General features: G+C 64.9%; 16 protein-coding genes. 5 read left to right on the top strand and 11 right to left on the bottom strand.

Annotated features, from left to right (window positions below):
* The 5 genes from ribD to SFHG_RS02065 form a co-directional block, all read left to right on the top strand.
* Window positions 1-1057 (top strand): bifunctional diaminohydroxyphosphoribosylaminopyrimidine deaminase/5-amino-6-(5-phosphoribosylamino)uracil reductase RibD (gene ribD, locus SFHG_RS10060; protein WP_052297771.1); only part of this gene is annotated, 1057 nt, incomplete at its 5' end.
* The gene (locus tag SFHG_RS02080; protein WP_042432784.1) at window positions 1039-1719 is read left to right on the top strand and encodes a riboflavin synthase; all 681 of its coding nucleotides are present in this window, start codon (window positions 1039-1041) and stop codon (window positions 1717-1719) included. The genes ribD and SFHG_RS02080, both read left to right, overlap by 19 nt.
* Before the next feature lie 55 nt (window positions 1720-1774).
* Entirely contained in the window at window positions 1775-2980 is a 1206-nt protein-coding gene (locus SFHG_RS02075; RefSeq protein ID WP_042432781.1) for a bifunctional 3,4-dihydroxy-2-butanone-4-phosphate synthase/GTP cyclohydrolase II, read from the top strand.
* 57 nt (window positions 2981-3037) lie between these two features.
* Window positions 3038-3505: a 6,7-dimethyl-8-ribityllumazine synthase gene (ribH, locus tag SFHG_RS02070; RefSeq protein WP_042432779.1), complete on the top strand. Its 468-nt coding sequence runs from the start codon at window positions 3038-3040 to the stop codon at window positions 3503-3505.
* Window positions 3506-3749: 244 nt separating this feature from the next.
* Window positions 3750-4316: a VanZ family protein gene (locus SFHG_RS02065; RefSeq protein WP_081468883.1), complete on the top strand. Its 567-nt coding sequence runs from the start codon at window positions 3750-3752 to the stop codon at window positions 4314-4316.
* A 131-nt stretch (window positions 4317-4447) separates the two neighbouring features.
* Here SFHG_RS02065 and SFHG_RS02060 read toward each other — a convergent pair whose 3' ends face one another.
* The 11 genes from SFHG_RS02060 to SFHG_RS10055 all read right to left on the bottom strand — a co-directional run bounded on the left by SFHG_RS02060 (window position 4448) and on the right by SFHG_RS10055 (window position 17443).
* Window positions 4448-5359 (bottom strand): diacylglycerol/lipid kinase family protein, encoded by a 912-nt coding sequence (locus SFHG_RS02060; protein ID WP_042432776.1) that lies wholly within the window; start codon window positions 5357-5359, stop codon window positions 4448-4450.
* Complete coding sequence (gene moaC, locus SFHG_RS02055) at window positions 5352-5867, bottom strand: cyclic pyranopterin monophosphate synthase MoaC (RefSeq protein ID WP_042432773.1); 516 nt, start codon at window positions 5865-5867, stop codon at window positions 5352-5354. The genes SFHG_RS02060 and moaC overlap by 8 nt, the downstream gene beginning before the upstream one ends.
* A gap of 216 nt (window positions 5868-6083) precedes the next feature.
* Window positions 6084-7100 (bottom strand): GTP 3',8-cyclase MoaA, encoded by a 1017-nt coding sequence (gene moaA, locus SFHG_RS02050; protein WP_042432770.1) that lies wholly within the window; start codon window positions 7098-7100, stop codon window positions 6084-6086.
* Window positions 7101-7316: 216 nt separating this feature from the next.
* Window positions 7317-8174 carry a sulfate/molybdate ABC transporter ATP-binding protein gene (locus tag SFHG_RS02045; RefSeq protein WP_262362174.1) on the bottom strand — a complete coding sequence of 286 codons (858 nt, stop codon included), beginning with the start codon at window positions 8172-8174 and terminating at the stop codon, window positions 7317-7319.
* Window positions 8156-8443 carry an ATP-binding cassette domain-containing protein gene (locus SFHG_RS11180; protein ID WP_262362173.1) on the bottom strand — a complete coding sequence of 96 codons (288 nt, stop codon included), beginning with the start codon at window positions 8441-8443 and terminating at the stop codon, window positions 8156-8158. Before SFHG_RS11180 ends, SFHG_RS02045 begins: the two co-directional genes overlap by 19 nt.
* Before the next feature lie 3 nt (window positions 8444-8446).
* Entirely contained in the window at window positions 8447-9889 is a 1443-nt protein-coding gene (gene modB / locus SFHG_RS02040) for a molybdate ABC transporter permease subunit (RefSeq protein ID WP_042432767.1), read from the bottom strand.
* Window positions 9890-9986: 97 nt separating this feature from the next.
* Window positions 9987-10904 (bottom strand): molybdate ABC transporter substrate-binding protein, encoded by a 918-nt coding sequence (gene modA / locus SFHG_RS02035; RefSeq protein WP_042432764.1) that lies wholly within the window; start codon window positions 10902-10904, stop codon window positions 9987-9989.
* 279 nt (window positions 10905-11183) lie between these two features.
* A complete protein-coding gene (locus SFHG_RS02030) occupies window positions 11184-13079 on the bottom strand; it encodes an MATE family efflux transporter (protein WP_042432761.1) in 1896 nt (631 codons plus the stop codon).
* Window positions 13080-13085: 6 nt separating this feature from the next.
* Window positions 13086-14870: a GH3 auxin-responsive promoter family protein gene (locus SFHG_RS02025; protein WP_042432757.1), complete on the bottom strand. Its 1785-nt coding sequence runs from the start codon at window positions 14868-14870 to the stop codon at window positions 13086-13088.
* 23 nt (window positions 14871-14893) lie between these two features.
* Complete coding sequence (locus SFHG_RS02020; protein ID WP_148514785.1) at window positions 14894-15181, bottom strand: STAS domain-containing protein; 288 nt, start codon at window positions 15179-15181, stop codon at window positions 14894-14896.
* A 30-nt stretch (window positions 15182-15211) separates the two neighbouring features.
* Window positions 15212-17443: an ATP-binding SpoIIE family protein phosphatase gene (locus SFHG_RS10055; RefSeq protein ID WP_238318258.1), complete on the bottom strand. Its 2232-nt coding sequence runs from the start codon at window positions 17441-17443 to the stop codon at window positions 15212-15214.
* Window positions 17444-17779 lie beyond the last annotated feature (336 nt).

Here is a 17779-nt window from a genome sequence, read left to right as displayed (position 1 = left end):
CGGCGACCCGGCCCGCGGCCATGCGCGCGGGGCGACGGCCTACGTGACGCTGGAGCCGTGCTGCCACACCGGCAAGCAGCCCCCGTGCACCGAGGCCCTCATCGCCGCCGGCGTCGCCCGCGTGGTGGTGGGCAGCCGCGACCCAAACCCGCTGGTAGCGGGCAAAGGGTCGGCCCGGCTGCGCGAAGCCGGCATCCGCGTGGACGAGGACGCGCTGCGCGACGAATGCGACGAGCTCAACCCCATCTTCTTCCGCTTCATCAGCCGCAAAACCCCGTACGTGGTGGCGAAATGGGCCATGAGCGCCGACGGCAAGATCGCCTGCGCTTCCGGCGACGCCCGCTGGGTGAGCGGCCCCGAATCGCGCCGCGATACCCACGACCTGCGCCACCGCCTGGCGGCCATCGCCGTGGGCATCGGCACGGTGATGGCCGACGACCCGCTGCTCACCTGCCGTCGCGAGGGCGAGCCCGGCAACCAGCCGCTGCGCGTGGTGCTCGATTCGCACCTTCGCATCCCCGAGGATTGCGCGCTCGTACGCTCGTGCGCCCAAGACGAGGCCCCGCTTGCGGTGGCCACCTGCGCCGGCGTGGACGACCCCGCGACCTACACCGGCGCGAAGGCCCAACGCCTGCACGCGCTGGGCGTGGAAGTGCTGCGCGTCCCGCAAGACGGCGCGGGCCACGTTGCAATCGGACCGCTTTTGCGCGCACTTGGCGAGAAGGGCATCGACTCGCTGCTCGTCGAAGGCGGGTCGGGGATCCACGGCGCGTTCTTCGACGAAGGCGCGGTGGACGAAGCCGTGGTCTACCTTGCCCCGAAGGTGGTCGGCGGCGCCACGGCGCCGGGCCCCGTTGCAGGCGCAGGCGCCGCGCGGATGGCCGAGGCCGCGGTGCTGGGCCGCCCGAGGGCGCACGCGCTCGGGGACGACCTGAAGATCACGTTCGCGCCGGCGGGCGCGGCCCGCGTGGCCGATCGCACCCCCGCTTCGCGCAACGCGTTCGACGCAAGGACCCCCGCAATGGAAGGAGGCGACCTATGTTCACCGGCATCGTAGAGGAGACGGGGCGCGTGACGAGCGTTCCCGCGCCCGGACGCGCGGGCCGGCTGGCCATCAAGGCGTCCCGCGTGCTCGAGGGCACGCGCATCGGCGACAGCATCGCCGTCAACGGCGTGTGCCTCACGGCCACCGAGCTGTTGGCCGACGGATTCGCAGCCGACGTGATGCCGCAGACGCTTTCGCACTCCAACCTGGGCGCGCTGCGCGCCGGCAGCCCCGTGAACCTGGAGCGGGCCATGGCGGCCGACGGCCGGTTCGGCGGGCACATCGTCTCCGGGCACATCGACGGGACCGGCACCGTGCGCCGCGTGCGCCGCGACCAGAACGCCGTCCGCTTCACCATCGGCGCACCAGCCGGCATCATGGCGCTCATCGTGGCGCAAGGCTCCATCGCCGTCGACGGCATCAGCCTGACGGTGGCCGACCTTTACGACGACGCGTTCGAGGTGTCGGTCATCCCGCATACGGCTGCCGAGACCACGCTGGGATCGCACCGCCCCGGCAGCACGGTGAACCTGGAGAACGACGTGGTGGGCAAATACGTGCAACGCTTGCTGTACAACAAGAACCGGAACACCGGGACGTCCGATGCCGAACATGCGGGCAAGCCCGTTTCCCCGCCCCTGACCTTGGAATACCTTGCCGCGAACGGCTTCTAGCACAGCGGCGGCGACCCCTTCCCTATCCCGAAACCCCAACCGAGAGGACCCTCCTATGAGCATGAACACCATCCCCGAAGCCCTCGACGAGCTGCGTGCCGGCCACATCATCATCGTGGTGGACGACCCCGACCGCGAGAACGAAGGCGACATGATCTGCGCCGCCGAGTTCGCCACCCAAGCCAACGTCAACCTGATGGCCAGCGTGGCCAAGGGCCTCATCTGCATGCCGATGAGCCGCGACCTGGCGCACAAGCTCAACCTTGAGCAGATGGTCTCCGAGAACACCGACAACCACGAAACCGCCTTCACCGTCAGCATCGACCACGTGAGCACCACCACGGGCATCTCGGCGGCGGAGCGATCCATCACCGCGCTCAAGTGCGTTGACGACGATGCCAAGCCCGGCGACTTCCGCCGCCCCGGCCATATGTTCCCGCTGGTGGCAAAGCCCGGCGGCGTGCTCGAGCGCAACGGCCACACCGAGGCCACCGTCGACCTCATGCGCCATGCCGGCATGAAGCAGTGCGGCCTGTGCTGCGAGATCATGCGCGAGGACGGCACCATGATGCGCACGAGCGAGCTGCTCGAGCTGGCGCGCGAGCACAACCTGGTCATCGTCTCCATCAAACAGCTGCAGGACTGGTGCCGCACGCATGACAACCACATGCACGAGCAGGCTTGCGTGCAGCTGCCCTGCGAGTACGGCACGTTCCAGGCGCACGGCTTCGTGAACGACATCACGGGCGAAGAGCACGTGGCCCTAGTGAAGGGCGATCTGGGCGACGGGCGCGACGTGCTGTGCCGCGTGCACTCCGAGTGCCTCACCGGCGACGTGTTCGGCTCGAAGCGCTGCGACTGCGGCGAGCAGCTGCATGCCGCCCTTGCCGCCATCGAGGCGGAAGGACGCGGCGTGCTGCTGTACATGCGCCAGGAAGGCCGCGGCATCGGGCTGATGAACAAGCTGCGCGCCTACGAGCTGCAGGAGCAGGGAATGGACACCGTGGAGGCCAACGAGGCATTGGGATTCGCCCCTGACCTGCGCGAATACTGGAGCGGCGCGCAGATCCTGCGCAACCTGGGCTGCAAGTCGCTGCGCCTGCTCACCAACAACCCCGATAAGGTGTACGGCCTTTCCGGCTTCAACCTGGAGATCTCCGAGCGCGTCGCCATCGAGATGGAGCCCCAGGAGCACGACCGCCGTTACCTGCAGACCAAGGCGCACCGCATGGGGCACCTGCTCGAGCACGTGGAAGACTAACCGATTCGTACCGTTCAGCGTTGGACCAAGTTCGTACAACAATAGAGAGGAGCCATCATGGCCGTCAACATCATCGAAGGCAAGGTAATCAACGAGGGCATGAAGGTGGGCATCGTGTGCGCCCGCTTCAACGAGTTCATCACGTCGAAGCTGCTCGGCGGCGCGCTTGACGCGCTGCGCCGCCACGACGTGCCGGAAGAGGCCGTCACCGTGGCATGGGTCCCCGGCGCATTCGAGATTCCCGTAGTGGCCCAGCGCATGGCGCAAAGCGACAAGTTCGACGCCGTCATCTGCCTGGGCGCGGTCATCCGCGGCGCCACCTCGCACTACGACGTGGTGTGCAACGAGGTGTCGAAGGGTATCGCGCAGGTGCAGCTGGCAACGGGCACGCCGGTGATGATGGGCGTGCTGACCGTCGACACCATCGAGCAGGCCATCGAGCGCGCGGGCACCAAGGCCGGCAACAAGGGCTTCGAGTGCGGCGTCGGCGCCATCGAGATGGTCAACGTCCTGCGTCAGCTGTAAGTCAGGAGCCAAGGGGGCATCGGTGCGCCTGGCGCCAACGCCCCCTTCCGCTCTTACCAGGGGTGCGCTGCATATCCATTGTCTCTTTTGTGTGCGAGCATAGCTTCGATTGCGTTTGAACCGTGCTCGCGACACGGCTGTCTGGCAAGACCTGCGAAAGCGGCGCCTTGACCCCCGCACCTTTCGTGAACGTCCCCGCACGCCCCCGGCGCGTGGGGACGTTTTTGCTAGACTGGGATGCATTATGACTAACGAAAACGCTTCCCAAACCACGGCAAACAACGCTTCAAATCCTGAAAATCCGCAGGTCACTGGCAAAATCCAGCGCAAAACCGCGTGCATTATCTCCTGGATCGCCGTCATCGCCATGCTGGCGCTCATCTTCTTCATGTCCAGCCGCAGCGGTATCGACATCGACAATAACACCGGCATCTTCTCCGCGGTCAAGCGGTGGCTGTCCGCGCAAGCTGCCGCCCTGTTCGGGCACAAAGTGGATGTAAGCCCCGTCGGGCACTTCAGCGAATACCTGGTACTCGGCGCGGCGCTGTGCAACGCGCTGCGCTTCCATTTGAAGCCGCAAGGGCCCGCCGGCGCGCTGCTTGTCGCCAAGCCCATCAGCGAGCTGTCGAAGTGGGCGCCCATCGTCGCCGCGGCGCTGTCGAGCCTGTACGGCATCACCGATGAGTTCCACCAGATATTCACCCCCGGCCGCAGCTGCGACCCCATGGATTGGCTGGTGGACACCATAGCCGCCGCCCTTGGCGCGCTCATCTGCTACTTGGCGCTCAAGGCTCTGCGGGCAAGAAGGTAACGCAAACGAAACGGCCCGGGATCGAGCAATCCCGGGCCGTCGTGCATTCAGGGTTGCAGCCGATACGTAACCGCAATCCTCATGATGGTTCGCACCGCATCGCACCCCAAGGCGAACGTCGCCATGGCGCGTTAGCGCAGCACGCGCAAAGCCGCTGGCAGCACCTCTACGTCGAACGTCCGCGCATTGATGCGTTCGCCGTCCACCTGCGCGGCGGGCGGCTCGTCGAACTCCACGTGGACCTTGCGCGCCTGATGCAGCTCCATGCACCCAAGGCGCGTGTGGTTGCCGCCCTTGGCCATCAGGAAGATAGCCGCCGCACCTGCGGGCGTTATAGGCGGATGGCTGATACACACATCGAGCAGCCCGTCGTCAAGCCGGGCGTCGGGGCAGATGCGGAATCCGCCGCCGTAATAGGGCCCCATCTGCACCGCGAACGTGATGGACTTGCCCTCCATCACAGGGCCGTCGTCAAGCTGCAGACGGTATTCGCGCTGGTCAAGGTGATGGAACAGCTGGTCGAAACCGCTTGCCATGTACAGCGCCGCACCGTGCCTGCCCGTGCGCTTGCGGCGCTCCATGGTGTCGAGCGCGATGGCGGCATCTAAGCCGAACGACAGCGTTTCGGCGAAGAAGCTCCCGTTCACGCAGCCGATGTCGGCGGGCTGCGGGCTTGCCGACAGCAGCAGACCGCATGCGCGATCGACCTTCGCCGGCACTCCCAGCGTTCGCGCGTAATCGTTGCCGGACCCCACGGGGATGACGCCAAGCTGCGGACGATCGCCCGCCGGACGCGTCATCAGGCCGTTCACCACCTCGTGGATAAGGCCGTCGCCGCCAAGGGCCACCACCGTCTGCGCGCTCTGTGCGCCCTCGGCGATGGCGCACGCATGGCGGGGACCCGCCGTGCGCACCACGGTGACCGCGTCCTCGCCAAGCGCCGCGCGCAGGTTCGCCGCCGCCTTATCGGCGGCAGCGGCCCCCGCTCCGCTTTGCGCGGCGGGGTTGGCGATCAAAAGGATATGTCCTAGGGAGCTATTCACCCTGCTCCTCACGGGTCCACAGGCCGGTCTTGCCGCCGTCCTTCAACAGCAGGCGCACGTCCATGATCTCCATGCCGCGATCGACCGCCTTGCACATGTCGTAGATGGTCAGGCACGCCACGCTTGCGGCGGTGAGCGCCTCCATCTCAATGCCGGTCTTGCCCGTGACGCCCGTGGTGGTGGTCACATGGATGCCCACGCGGCCATCTTCGCGCTCGCCTGCGTGCACCGGCTCGCACTCCACCTTCGCCTTGGTGATGTTGAGCGGATGGCACATGGGGATGAGCGTGCTCGTCTGCTTGGCGGCCATGACGCCCGCCACGCGCGCGCATGCCAGGACGTCGCCCTTGGCCGCCTTGCCCTCCACAATAAGCGCCAGCGTATCGGGATGCATGCTGATGAAGCCCTCGGCCACGGCCACGCGCTTGGTGATGTCCTTCTCGGACACATCGACCATGCGCACATCGCCCTTCTCATCGATATGCGTCAAATGCTGCTGCTCGGTCATATTCGCTCTCCTTAAAAATGAAACCTCTCGAAAGAGATTTTAAAACCTCCGGGACCCCACCAAAGTCAGTGAGGGTGGCTGTGGTGCGTCGTATTGCGCCGCAGCAAGCGGGCATTGGCCTTCGGGCCATGCCCGCGCAGCTAAGGTGCAAGACGGCGTGCCGCAAGCGCCCGCAACGTCGAGTAAATTTGCCGGCCGGCAGGCCGGCAAAACCGATTAGCCACCGATTTGGCTCATGCGGCGTTCGGTGCCGGTGATGTCGTCGTGATCGTCGGGCTTCGCGCCGATGGCGGTGCGGAACGCATCGGCCAAATCCCGATCGATCTGCTCCTCAGGCTTGCCGCTGCGCAGGATGCCGCGGATGTCGTATTCACGGTCGCTGAACAGACACGGGCGCAGCTTTCCGTCGGCCGTAAGGCGCATGCGGTTGCATTCGCCACAGAAATGCCTGCTCATAGGGCTGATGAAACCGACGGTGCCCTTCGCCCCGGAGAACTCGAAGTAGCGCGCGGGCCCCCAGCCGAGCGGCTGATGCTTGCTGGCGGGCACCAGCTCGGGCAGGCCTTCGGCACGCGCCTGGCGGTTGATGTCCTCGAACAGCTCCTCGCAGCTGATCACATCGTCGGGACCCCAGCCGCAGCCGTTAGATCCCGAGCTTTCGCCCACGGGCATGTACTCAATGAAGCGGACGTGCAGCGGACGGTCGATGGAGAGCTTCGCGAAGGCCAGATAATCCTGATGCAGCTGGCGCACCGCGACCGCGTTGATCTTCACGGGGTTGAACCCGGCGGCCAACGCGGCGTCGATGCCGTCAAGAGCCTCCTGCAGATACCCGCGGCGCGTGATGGCATGGAACTGCTCGGCATCGAGCGTGTCAAGCGAGATGTTCACGCGAGAAAGCCCCGCCTGGCGCAGCTGGTCGGCCATGCGCGGCAGCAGCACGCCGTTGGTGGTGAGCGAGATGTTCTTGATGCCGGGCATGTCGTTGATGTCGCGCACCAGGTCGACCACGCCCTTGCGCACCAGCGGCTCGCCGCCGGTCAATCGCACGCTTTTGATGCCCAGGTTCGAGAACACGCGAACCACGTGCGCGATCTCCTCGATGCGCAGGATATCGGTATGGCACATGGACTGCACGCCCTCTTCCGGCATGCAGTAGATGCAACGATAGTTGCAACGGTCCGTCAACGATATACGCAGGTAATCGATGGTGCGGCCGTGTCCGTCCTTCATGAGGTCCCCTCTCGTCTCAGAATCCTCAGTGTACCACGGGCGAAGTGAATGCATCCGGCTCGGTAGCAATTGCCCCACCGAACCATCAGACCCGTTCGCCGAAAACTTCTTGTGCCGAGACGGCCGCAAAGACGGCTCGAAGCCGCCCTTGAGCCGAAGCGCCTGCGGCGCTGCCCCGAACCGAAACGCGCCCGACCGCAGCCAAGCGCGTCGGGATCAGCGCTCCACCAGGTACAGCTTGTCGTCGGGAATGTGGATCCACAGCTCCTCGCCCTCGTGCGGCAGAAGCTCGACATCCGTCTTCAGCTTGTCAACGCGCCAGAACAGGTGCTGGTGCAGGTACTTCATCTCGTCCTCGGTGCGCTCGACCGCCGGCGCCGCCTCGGGGCTGCGATCCAAAAAGCCCAGCAGCGCCGTGCGCTCGAAGCGCGAGTCGCTCACGCGGTCGACGCGCATGCGGAAGCAGTTGCGCCCCGGGCCGCCGGCGCGTTGCAGGTAAAACGCGCGCACGCCCAGGCATTTGACGCCCTCGGGCACCTCGGCGGCCGTCTCCACCTGCACGCCCCACTTCGGCAGCCACACCGTGTGCGGCCCGCGACGCTGCGCCGGCGTGGCATTCTTGCAGCCCGACAGCTTGATGCCCGCCTGGCTTTGCGGACGGTTCACCAGGTCATCGCCCGTGCCCATTTCCATGATGTGCCCGGATTCAACCACGGCGATGCGATCGCAGAAGCGCAGCGCCTCGTCGATGTCGTGCGACACGTACAGGATGGTGCCGCGGAACGCGTCGAACAGGCTGACCAGGTTCTGCTCCAGCACGCTTTTCAGGTGCGCGTCGAGCGCGGAGAACGGCTCGTCGAGCATGAGGATGCCCGGGCGCGCCGCGAGCATGCGAGCAAGCGCCACGCGCTGCTGCTGGCCGCCGGAGAGCTGCACGGGATAGCGCTTCTCGAAGCCCGACAGGCCGAAGCGCTTGAGCTCGGCCTGCACCATGGCGTCGCGGTCGGCCGGCGACACGTCCTTGGCGATGCCCGCCGCCACGTTCTGCGCCACGGTCAGGTTGGGGAACAGCATGTAGTTCTGGAGAACAGCAAGGCCGTTTTGCGCTGCTGCGGCGATAGGTCCACGCGCGCCTTCTTGCCGGGCGCGCGGTCGAAGAACACCGTGCCGTTGACCACGATCTTGCCCGAATCGGGACGCTCGATGCCAGCGATGGAGCGCATGGTAAGGCTTTTGCCGCATCCCGACGCGCCCAAAAGCCCCAGCGTCTCGTTCCCCGCCGAGAACCGCGCCTGCAGGTTGAACCCTTTGAACTTCTTCTCGATGTCTACTTCAAGGCTCATGGTTTACTCCGAACGCTTGCGATATTTGGTGGTGTGCCCGCTCCACAGGTTGATGAACACGATGACCACCAGGGAGAACACGATGATGACGCCCGTCCAGAACCAGGCGACGTCGCTGTTGCCGTTCATCCACTCGAAGTAGATGGCGATGGGGATAGTGCGCGTGACGCCCACGTAGTTGCCCGCCATGAACAGCGTGGCGCCGAACTCACCCAAGGCGCGCGCGAACGCCAGCACCATGCCGGCCGCGATGCTCGACCACGACAGCGGCAGCATCAGCCGCACGAAGATCTTCGCGTTGCTCCACCCCAGCGTGCGGGCGGCGTCGAGCATGTTGCGGTCAAGGCTCTCGAACGCACCGAGCGCGTTGCGGTACATAAGCGGGAACGCCACCACCACCGCGGCGATGACGCACGCCGTTGGGCTGAAGATGAGCGGGAAGCCCGTCTCCATCCAGAAGCGGCCGAACGCCGTGTTCGAGCCGCAGATGAACAGCAGGATGAAGCCGCACACGGTAGGCGGCAGCACCATGGGGATGGTGAAGATGGCGTCGAAGATGCTCTTCGCGCGTGAGCTGAGGTTCAGGCAAAAGTACGCCGCCAACAAGCCCAGGATGACGATGAACACGATGGCGATGCCCGTGGTGCGCAGGCTCACCCACAAAGGGCTCCAATCCAGGTTCTGCAGGAACTCGCCTGCCGCGGCCAAGCCCGTGGGCTTGGCGACGATGCTCACCTGGTCGGCGGGCGCGATAACGCCGAAATCGGCGAAGGAGGGCTTGGCGTAGTTCGCGTTCTCGCTGTCGGTGATGTCGCTGCCGTCCACCCCGATGACCAGCACGTACGCCTTGCCCGAGATCTCCTGGTCGAACATAAGGCGCACGGCGCCCAGGTCGTAGGTTTGCTGCGTGGTGAAATACCACGTGGAAATGCCGCTCAAGGGCACCGAACCCGACGACTGGCCCGCATCGAGCGCGCAGAACAGCTGCTTGAGCTGCGTTTGCGTCTGCGCATCCTCAAGGTCGAGCGAAAGCTGCTGGGCCATGGCGGGCGGGATGTAGGCCACCACCTGATCGTTCACCGCGACCAGCTGCGCCGCCTGCCCGACCCCTTGGCCGATAAGGTACGCATAGCCGCGATACTCGCCGTCGATGCTGCGGTTGGAGCCTTTCTGAGCGCGCGAGAAATCGCTTATCGCAAAACTGCTGCCCTCAAGCGCTGCCGCGTCGCCTTCCTTGGACACCTGCACCGCCGACGTGTCCACATCGCCTGCGGTTTGCCCATCGGCATCCGAAGAGGCGGCGACCGGCTTCGCGCTCACCGCGGGCGTATCGACATCGCCCAGCGCGTCGTCGGCAAGCGCCGCAACCGGCGTGCACAGCGCCAGCGCGGCCGCAACAGCAAAGCTTGCGATAAGCCTTTTCGCACGTTTTCCCTGTTTCGTCATATATCCCGTCCTTGGACGCGGTAAGGGGATGGGGGTCGAATCGTCCCCATCCCCTTGCTTCGTTCGCTTATCTGCTATGCGGTTCCAAGCGCGGCGCCTACGCCAGCTCGAAGCCCCACTTCTGCCAGATCTCCTGGGCCTTGTCGCTGCTCAGGCACCAATCCAGGAACTCCTGGGTGGCAGCGGCGTTCTTACTCTCGGAGGTGACGGCGCCGGGGTACACGATGTTTTTGTGCGTGTTGGCCGGCACGGTGCCGACGATCTGCACGCCGCCGAAGCGGTACACGTCGGAGGTGTACACGAAGGCGACGTCGACATCGCCGGACTGGGCATGCTTGCACACGTTGCCCACGGAGGTGTCGGTGACCACCTTATGACCGGCATCGACGAAGGCCTGGTAGCTGCCGCCCTTGCCGGAGATATCCTTGCCGGTCTTGCCCTCGTCGGCAGCGACGGGGGTGTACACGCCTACCGTGGATAGGGATTGGGCGGCATAGTTGCCGGCGGGCACGGAGTCGTCGCCCACGCAGATGGAGTACTTGCCGGCGGCGATGTCGTCAAGAGTGACGTCCTTAATGTCGGCGCCTTCCTTAGAGACCATGACCAGGTCGTTCTTGAACATGTCGACGCGGGTGGAAGAGTCGACGTAGCCCTTCTCCACGGCGGTGTCCATGGAGCTCTTCGAGGCGCTGATCAGCAGATCGGCGTAGGAGCCGGCGCCCAGCATCTCGTTAAGCTCGCCGGATGCCTTGTACTGCGTGTCGGCGAAGGACACGTTGTCATGGCCATCGGCGATGTAGGCAGCCTGAACCTCTTCCATTGCCTTGGACAGGGAGTTGGCCGCGAATACCTGCAGCTCGACCTGCTCCTTGTTGTTGTCGGCGGACTGTTCGGCGGCAGAATCGTTCTTCTGCTCGGTGGAGCCGCCGTTGGACGAGCAGCCGGTCAGAGCGAAGGCGCCCACCATCGCGAACGCGCATACGGCCGCGACCACGATGCGAAGTTGCTTCTTCATGTCTTCCCTTTCTTTTGCGATGAGATTACCCCTTTTGTACGCAACGGCGAATAATTCGTTGCTGGTTGGTATATTATTCTCACCCTCGTATGTTAGTCAATCGACAATAATCCATTTTCGTGAATTATTCCGTTTTCGAAACATTCCAAAACGTGAATCGCGAAAAAAATACCGGCATCCCACGATAGGACGCCGGCATTGATGGGGTCGCATGTCAAATACGGGGCCTCGCACTCATCGGAAGCGCGCCGCACACGATAAGGCTTGCGAAAGGCCAGGTCACGCTCCCGAAGCCGCCGGCAGCGTCACCACCACGTTGTTGAGCCCCACCGTATTCTGGTACTCCACCTCCCGCACGCCTTGGCGAAGCATCCGGATGCCCACCGCCGAGCAGGGATCGGCAGCAGAAAGGTCCAGGTCCATCGGATTGAACGCCGCGCCGTTGTCGCGCATGCGCAGCACCAGCGTGCCGTCGCGCTTCAAGATGAGCTTCACGTCGATGGCCGGGTGCTTCGTTTTGGCAAAGCCGTGCTCGACCGCGTTGGCGGCCATCTCCTCCACCGCCAGCGGCACCAGGTAGGAACGGCGCCCGTCGATGCCCTGCGCCTCGCACCACGTCGCCACCTGCTGCGAGCACGCCGCGACCGACGCGATATCGGGATCGCAGGAAAAGGCCCGCCAGGCCCGCCAATCCTGCTGGAAGGTCTCGGGCAGGTACATCATCTTGTCGAGCAAGGTCACCTCGTCGACAACGGCGCCGCCCAACGCGACACCGTCGCAATCACCGGCCATCGCAGCCGCGGGCGCCTCGTTGGCAACGACCTCGGCCGCGCCCGCTACAGCGCGTTTCACGCCCTTGCGCTTCCACAGCACGCTGGCCACGACCAGCTGCAACGCCAGCGTGACTGCCTCGCCCACCAGAAACGACGTCCACACCGCCGTCGCGCCCCAGAACCATACCGTCCCCAACGCGAACAACACGGCGAACAGGCCCGACTGCCCCACGGCGATGGCGCTTGCAGCGCGCACGTTGCCCGTGCCCTGATAGTAGTTCACGAACAGCTGGTTGATCAGGTCGATGGGCACGCACAGGATGAACGCCCGCACGGCGACCACGCCGAACGCCTCGGCGTCGCCCTCAAGGCCGAACAGCCCCACGACCTGGGGCGCGAACGCGAACACCACCGCGCACAAAGCGCACGACAGCACCAACCCCATGCGCATACCCGTTCGCAGCGTCGCCTTCAGCGCCCCGCGGTCCTCTTCGCCGAAGAAGATGCCGCACAGAAGGGTGGCCGTCTGCCCCACGCCGATGGTCACCGACGACGCGAACGAGTTCACCGACGACAGCATGGACAGGGCCGCAACCGCGCCGGCGCTCGCCACCGTCAGCAGCAGCCAGTTGAACGTGAACGTGCGCACCATGACGGTGGCACGGGTAAGCGAATCGGGCAGGCCCGTCTTCAGAACGCCGGCAAGCTGCCCCACATGCGGCATGGGATTCACCAGATGCAGCGTGTTGTCCTTGCTGAGAAAATGCGTGCAGCAGATGCCCACGGCAACGCAATACGCCAGCGCCGTTGCCAGGCCCATACCGCGAAGCCCCAGGTCAAGCACGCAAACCGCCACCAGATTGAATACCACGTCGCACACGCTCATGCCGACGATGGCCACGATGCCCAGCTGAGGCGCGTTGTCCAGGCGCGTGAACCCCATGAGCAGCTGCAGCAGCACGATGGCGAACGCGCCGGAGCAGATGCCGCTCAAATACGCCGCAGTGTCGGCGTGCAGCTCCCCCGATGCGGCGCCGAGCATGGTTGCCAACGCGCCGGCGCCGGCCACACCGCCCGCCGACAGCACCGCGCCCACCGCAAGCGCCGCGGCAAGCGATACGCTGAACAGCACGTTCACCCGATCGGCGTCGCGGTTGCCCAGCGCCCGGGCGCACAAGGCCACCGCGCCCGTTTCAAGGATGCCGGCGCACCCCGAGAACAGCATGAACACGGAAAGCGACATGCCGATGGCCGCTACCGCGCCCGACCCCAGCAAGTTACCGGCGATCACGTTGTCGATCATCATGCCGAGCGTTGCCGACAAGGTGATGAGGATGGACATGGCCAGATACTTGCCGAACGTCCGCTTGATCAGCTCGCTGTTCTCGGTTTGCGCCCCCATGGCTCCCTACCCTTCGATTTCCCCGTCGATGAGCGCGAAGAAGAAGCGCCGCTTCTGCTCGGTGTCCACGATGTGCACCGGCTTGATCTGATTCGGGGCCTTACCGTGCATGACGCGCATATCGCGCCACAACTGGTTGGTCTCATCCTGCAGCACGCGCGCGATGGCCGGGGCGAACGTGCCGTCCTCGGTCATGTAGCTCACGTCGTAGTTGCCCGCGCGCAGCTCCTCATCGGTGATGCGTGACAATTCGGCCAGGTCGATGGCCGCATGGTCGGCATGATAGAACTCGAACAGGTACTCGTAGCGCGCCGGATGATGGTCGACGTTGGGGTACACGCTGAAATCCACAAGGTCGAGCCCTGCGCGCGCAGCCACCTTGTCGGCCACCTTGCGCAGCACAAGCTCCGTGGTCTTCTCGCCATGCATGTTCACCGTCTGGTCGAGGCGGAACAGGAACTCCATCGTGGGCATGGTTCCCTTATGGCCTACGCAGCGGATGGCGTCGCGCATCTTGTAGCGGTAGAAACCCGAACGGCTCGTGATGATGACCTCGTAGTCGTGGCCTTCTTGCAGATCCTCAACGCCGAGCGTGTGGTCGTAGTCGGGGTCGTCGACGGGCACGAACTCGAAGTACACGCTGCGCGGCAGCAGCACGCTCGAAGGGTCGTCCAGCTGAAACGGCACAGAGAACGCGCCTTCCGAAGCGCTGTAGCCGGTGTAGAGGAGGTGCACGTCGTTGCCGATGAAGCGGCGCAGACGCTGCGTGTAGGGCGCGAAACCGCCGCCGGCAACGCTGCGGACGACCAGCAGGTTCGGCCACATGGCCGGCGTGATGGGCTCGTCAAAGCCGCGCTCGAAGATGGCGCGCAACTCGGCAGCACGCTCGGGGTTGGGCTCGATGCGCGCTTCCAGACCGACGCGCACGTCGGCCGGCATCTGAATGGACGCGTCGATGGTTCCCTGCTCGATGTCGCGCACGAGCAGCTCCCAGTTGTCCTCGACGTAGCGCATAAGGTCGAGCACGCCGGTGATGAACACCGATGATATGTCGCGGATGTCGCGCTCTTCGATGGCGAAGCGCGCATGCAGATAACGCGTGTCGGTGCCGGGTTTGGTGAACACGGCCTCGTCAGGGCTGGTAGTGGTCGCCGCAAGATACGGACGGGCGTCTGCGATGGCCTTGCACGACAGCGACCCGAACGAAATGCCGCTCTTCAGCGTGTTGTAGTGGCTTTCGATAAGCGTGAGCATACGACCGCCGGCCAGGCCCTCGCCCGCGCCCACGTAGCTGCGGTAATACGTGTACGCACCCGAATAGCCCATGAGGATCTCCGCCATGCGCTTGGTGTAGGGGATGCCCTTGGGATTGCCCATGGTACCCGAGGTTTCATTGAAGTGCACGATTTCCTCGGTGGTCACCACGCCGCGCGTGCCGTGCTCCATCACCTCGTAGATATAGCCGGCGTAATCGTCGTAGTTGGTGAAGGGAACAGCGCGCTTGAAGTCCTCGACCGTCTTGATGTCGGCGAAGTTGTGGTCGCGGCCAAACGGCGTGTCCTTGTTCGCCTCTATCATCTCGAAGAGCAGTTCTTCCTGCACCTCGCGCGCATGCAGCACGTCGGCCTCAAGCTGCTGCTCGAGCGCCTTTCCCGCCGCGTATTGGCGTTCATGCATCATGGCGCGCAGGGTTGCCACATCGGGCATCTGCGCGGGCGCGCTCGCCGATGTGGGCTGCTCGTGATGTGCGTCGTTGCCGGTCAGTTCCGAGATCTTCTCATCATGCGCCATAGCAGCCCCCTACTGTTCGACGGTCAGGATTTCCGTGAAACCCGTGGCGTCGAGCACGTCGGCGATGTACTCGTTGGGATGGCGCAGCGTAAGCCCGCCCCCACCTTCGCCAGCTCCTTGTGCGCGAACAAGAACACGCGCAGACCGGCGCTCGAAACGTACTGGGTGTCGGCCAGGTCGATGGCCAGGCTGGCGACGCCTTCCAGGTTCTCGCGCAGGTAGCCCTCCAGATCCGGGGACGTATTCGTGTCCAAGCGCCCGGACAGGGCCACCTCGAGAGCGTCGCCGTTTTTCGTTGCCTTGATCTCCATATGCAATCCTTTCCTGAACGCTTCCCGTATTTAAACGAATCGCTTCGTCATACGCAAGATGTTGCGCCCGTCGGCGCGAGTGTAGCGCAAGTCGTCCATGTACTTGCGCATGAGCAGGATGCCCAGCCCGCCTTTACGCTGCTCATCGGCGGGGTCGACCTTCTTCGCGTCGTGCGAAAGCGGGTCGTAGGCGATTCCCTGGTCGCTGAACACGAGGTGCAAGCAGCCCGCGCGCTCGTCGACGGCGGCCTCGATGTCCACCGGCAGGCGCGGCTGGCCGTCGGGGAACCCGTAGTGGCAGATGTTGACGAAGACCTCCTCGCAGACGAGCATCATCTGCGCCATCATCTTCGGCGTGCGGCCCTCGCCCTCGCAGATAGGCTCCAGGAAGGCGAACAGGTTGTCGAGCTCGACATCGTCGGCCGGAAGCGTCAGGCGGGCCACGGGCAGGTTCCAGCGGAAGGCGAGCATGGTGATGTCATCAGCCTGCGGGGCTTCGCCAGCGAAGGCGTCCACGCTTGCCACCAGGGAGTTTACGGCGGTTTGGGCGGAAGATGCGGCCGCCGCGCGGCACCCGTTCGCCACCACAGCAGAGTCGTCGGCCGAAGCGGGGCGCTCGTCTTGCGCGGTGGAAGCCGTTGCTCCTTGCACGACGCCGCCGTCAAGCTTGGCGAGCGTTTGCAGCAAGCGATCTTCGCCGTACAGCTCTTCAGCCGCGTTTGCCGCTTCCGACACGCCGTCGGTGTAGAGCAGCAGGCCTTCGCCGGGGCTGCACGCGAAGCTTCCCTCGCGATACTTCACCACGTCCATGGCGCCGAGCACCAGCCCCGGGCGGCACGCAAGATAGCCGAGCTTGCCGTTTTGCTTGAGCACCGGCGGGTTGTGGCCGGCGTTGGCGAAGCGCACCTCACCGGTTGCCGTGTCCACCACGCACGCGAACGCGGTGACGAACAGCATGGCGTCGTTGCGCTCGCACAGCTGGCGGTTTGCCAGGGTGAACGCCGTGCCAAGATCGTCGGTTTCCAGCAGGTACTGGCGCAGCAGGCTTTGCGCGCGCATCATGAACAGCGCCGCGGGAACGCCCTTGCCCGACACGTCGCCGATGACGAAGGCCACGCCGCGCTCGCCCACCTCGAACACGTCGTAGAAGTCGCCGCCCACCTCGCGCGCCGGGCGCATGAAGCCGGCGATATCGAGCGCGAAGCGTTCCGTGAGCGAATCGAAGTCGTGCGGCACGGCGCTCATCTGGATCTGCTTGGCCACATCGAGTTCGGTGGCCGTGCGCTGGCGCTCTGCCGTGACGTTGTACAGGCGCTCGATGAAGCCGACCATGTCGCGGCGCATCTTGTTGGTGGACTCGTACAGCTCGGCGATCTCGTAGCGAGGCTTCGTACCGCGCTCGTCGACCGCGATGCACGTGTCACGCCTGCCCTGCTCGACGTCGGATTCCATGCGCTCGATGAAGGTCTGCTGGTCGAGGGCGAGCACTTCGATGGGGCGAGTGAAGCGGCGCTCCAAGATGTGCAGGAACACGAACATGGGCAGGAAGATGGGCACCGTGAGGATGGCGACCTCGTGGAACATGGTGCGCACAACGGCTTGGAAGCTCTCCTCGTCGCCGGAGGCGAAGGCGATGACCACGACCGAGACGAGAAGCATCAGCAACGCCGACGCGATAACGAACCAGATGACGAAGCGCTGCGTGAGGTTCGCCTTCTTGATGTTGCGGTACGGGACGTGGATCCAACGCGGCGGGTTGGGCGTAAGCGGGCCGCGCTCGAGCGCGTAAAGCAGGGGCAGGCCGATGTAGAGCAGCATCCACACGTTGTTCAAGCCGCGCGTGGCGAACGACGGGCCCGACTCGGGCGACGCGCCGACGAACAGGTAGACGACCAGGTTCACGCACACGCTGTCCACCAGGGCAAGCGCCATGTACAGCGCCGTCTTCGATGCCGAATCGAATCGCGGGTACGGGCGCGGGCTCCTCGCGTTCACAAGGTACCACGCCCAGCGCGGCAGGCCGTTGTACATGACCTGTATCACGAAGTAGCCCGCCAGCATGAACGGCGTGGCGCCTTCGTGCAGGATATCCGAGACCAGGTTGGCCGTCGCGCAACCGAAAACGCCCGGCAAGCCGAAGAACAGCCCGAACACCGGCCCCAACGCCGACGCCGGGCGGATCTGCACGATATCGTTGAACTGAGGGACCGCCAGAAAGCCTTCAAGGACCGCCAGGTACACGATGAAGCAGGCGGCGAACACGCTCAACGGCCGCTTCCAGCCAGGCCGCAATGGCGCCTGCGGGGCTTCTGACGCAACGGAAGCTACCGGCACCTCCCCGACATCGCGAACAGCGGTTGCGGGCATTTCATTATGTTCCGGTCGATCCGATTCCATGGTGTCGCACCTCCCGCATCCGTTCGCTCGAAACGCCATCCAGATTCGTCCGCCCTTACTATAAACGAATGTCGCTGGCGCAGAAGGAGGCGAACCGAGACGCAGCATAAAAGCCGCCGCGAGCGAAAAGGCAAGCCGCCTACGCCCGCCGATGCGGTGGACGCGAAAGCCGCAGCCCCCCCGGCAGCTGGCAGGATGCCC

The sequence above is a fragment of the Senegalimassilia anaerobia JC110 genome, from assembly GCF_000236865.1.
Taxonomy (GTDB): Bacteria; Actinomycetota; Coriobacteriia; order Coriobacteriales; family Eggerthellaceae; genus Senegalimassilia; species Senegalimassilia anaerobia.
The sequence above is the reverse complement of the archived record's forward strand: the minus strand, read 5'-3'. Positions and strand labels throughout refer to the sequence as shown.

What these genes read in the sequence shown, in the direction of transcription:
- SFHG_RS02080 (WP_042432784.1), top strand. Translation starts at nt 1,039, where the DNA reads ATGTTCACCGGCATCGTAGAGGAGACGGGGCGCGTGACGAGCGTTCCC.
- SFHG_RS02075 (WP_042432781.1), top strand. Translation starts at nt 1,775, where the DNA reads ATGAGCATGAACACCATCCCCGAAGCCCTCGACGAGCTGCGTGCCGGC.
- ribH (WP_042432779.1), top strand. Translation starts at nt 3,038, where the DNA reads ATGGCCGTCAACATCATCGAAGGCAAGGTAATCAACGAGGGCATGAAG.
- SFHG_RS02065 (WP_081468883.1), top strand. Translation starts at nt 3,750, where the DNA reads ATGACTAACGAAAACGCTTCCCAAACCACGGCAAACAACGCTTCAAAT.
- moaC (WP_042432773.1), bottom strand. Translation starts at nt 5,867, where the DNA reads ATGACCGAGCAGCAGCATTTGACGCATATCGATGAGAAGGGCGATGTG.
- moaA (WP_042432770.1), bottom strand. Translation starts at nt 7,100, where the DNA reads ATGAAGGACGGACACGGCCGCACCATCGATTACCTGCGTATATCGTTG.
- SFHG_RS02045 (WP_262362174.1), bottom strand. Translation starts at nt 8,174, where the DNA reads ATGCTGTTCCCCAACCTGACCGTGGCGCAGAACGTGGCGGCGGGCATC.
- SFHG_RS11180 (WP_262362173.1), bottom strand. Translation starts at nt 8,443, where the DNA reads ATGAGCCTTGAAGTAGACATCGAGAAGAAGTTCAAAGGGTTCAACCTG.
- modB (WP_042432767.1), bottom strand. Translation starts at nt 9,889, where the DNA reads ATGACGAAACAGGGAAAACGTGCGAAAAGGCTTATCGCAAGCTTTGCT.
- modA (WP_042432764.1), bottom strand. Translation starts at nt 10,904, where the DNA reads ATGAAGAAGCAACTTCGCATCGTGGTCGCGGCCGTATGCGCGTTCGCG.
- SFHG_RS02030 (WP_042432761.1), bottom strand. Translation starts at nt 13,079, where the DNA reads ATGGGGGCGCAAACCGAGAACAGCGAGCTGATCAAGCGGACGTTCGGC.
- SFHG_RS02025 (WP_042432757.1), bottom strand. Translation starts at nt 14,870, where the DNA reads ATGGCGCATGATGAGAAGATCTCGGAACTGACCGGCAACGACGCACAT.
- SFHG_RS02020 (WP_148514785.1), bottom strand. Translation starts at nt 15,181, where the DNA reads ATGGAGATCAAGGCAACGAAAAACGGCGACGCTCTCGAGGTGGCCCTG.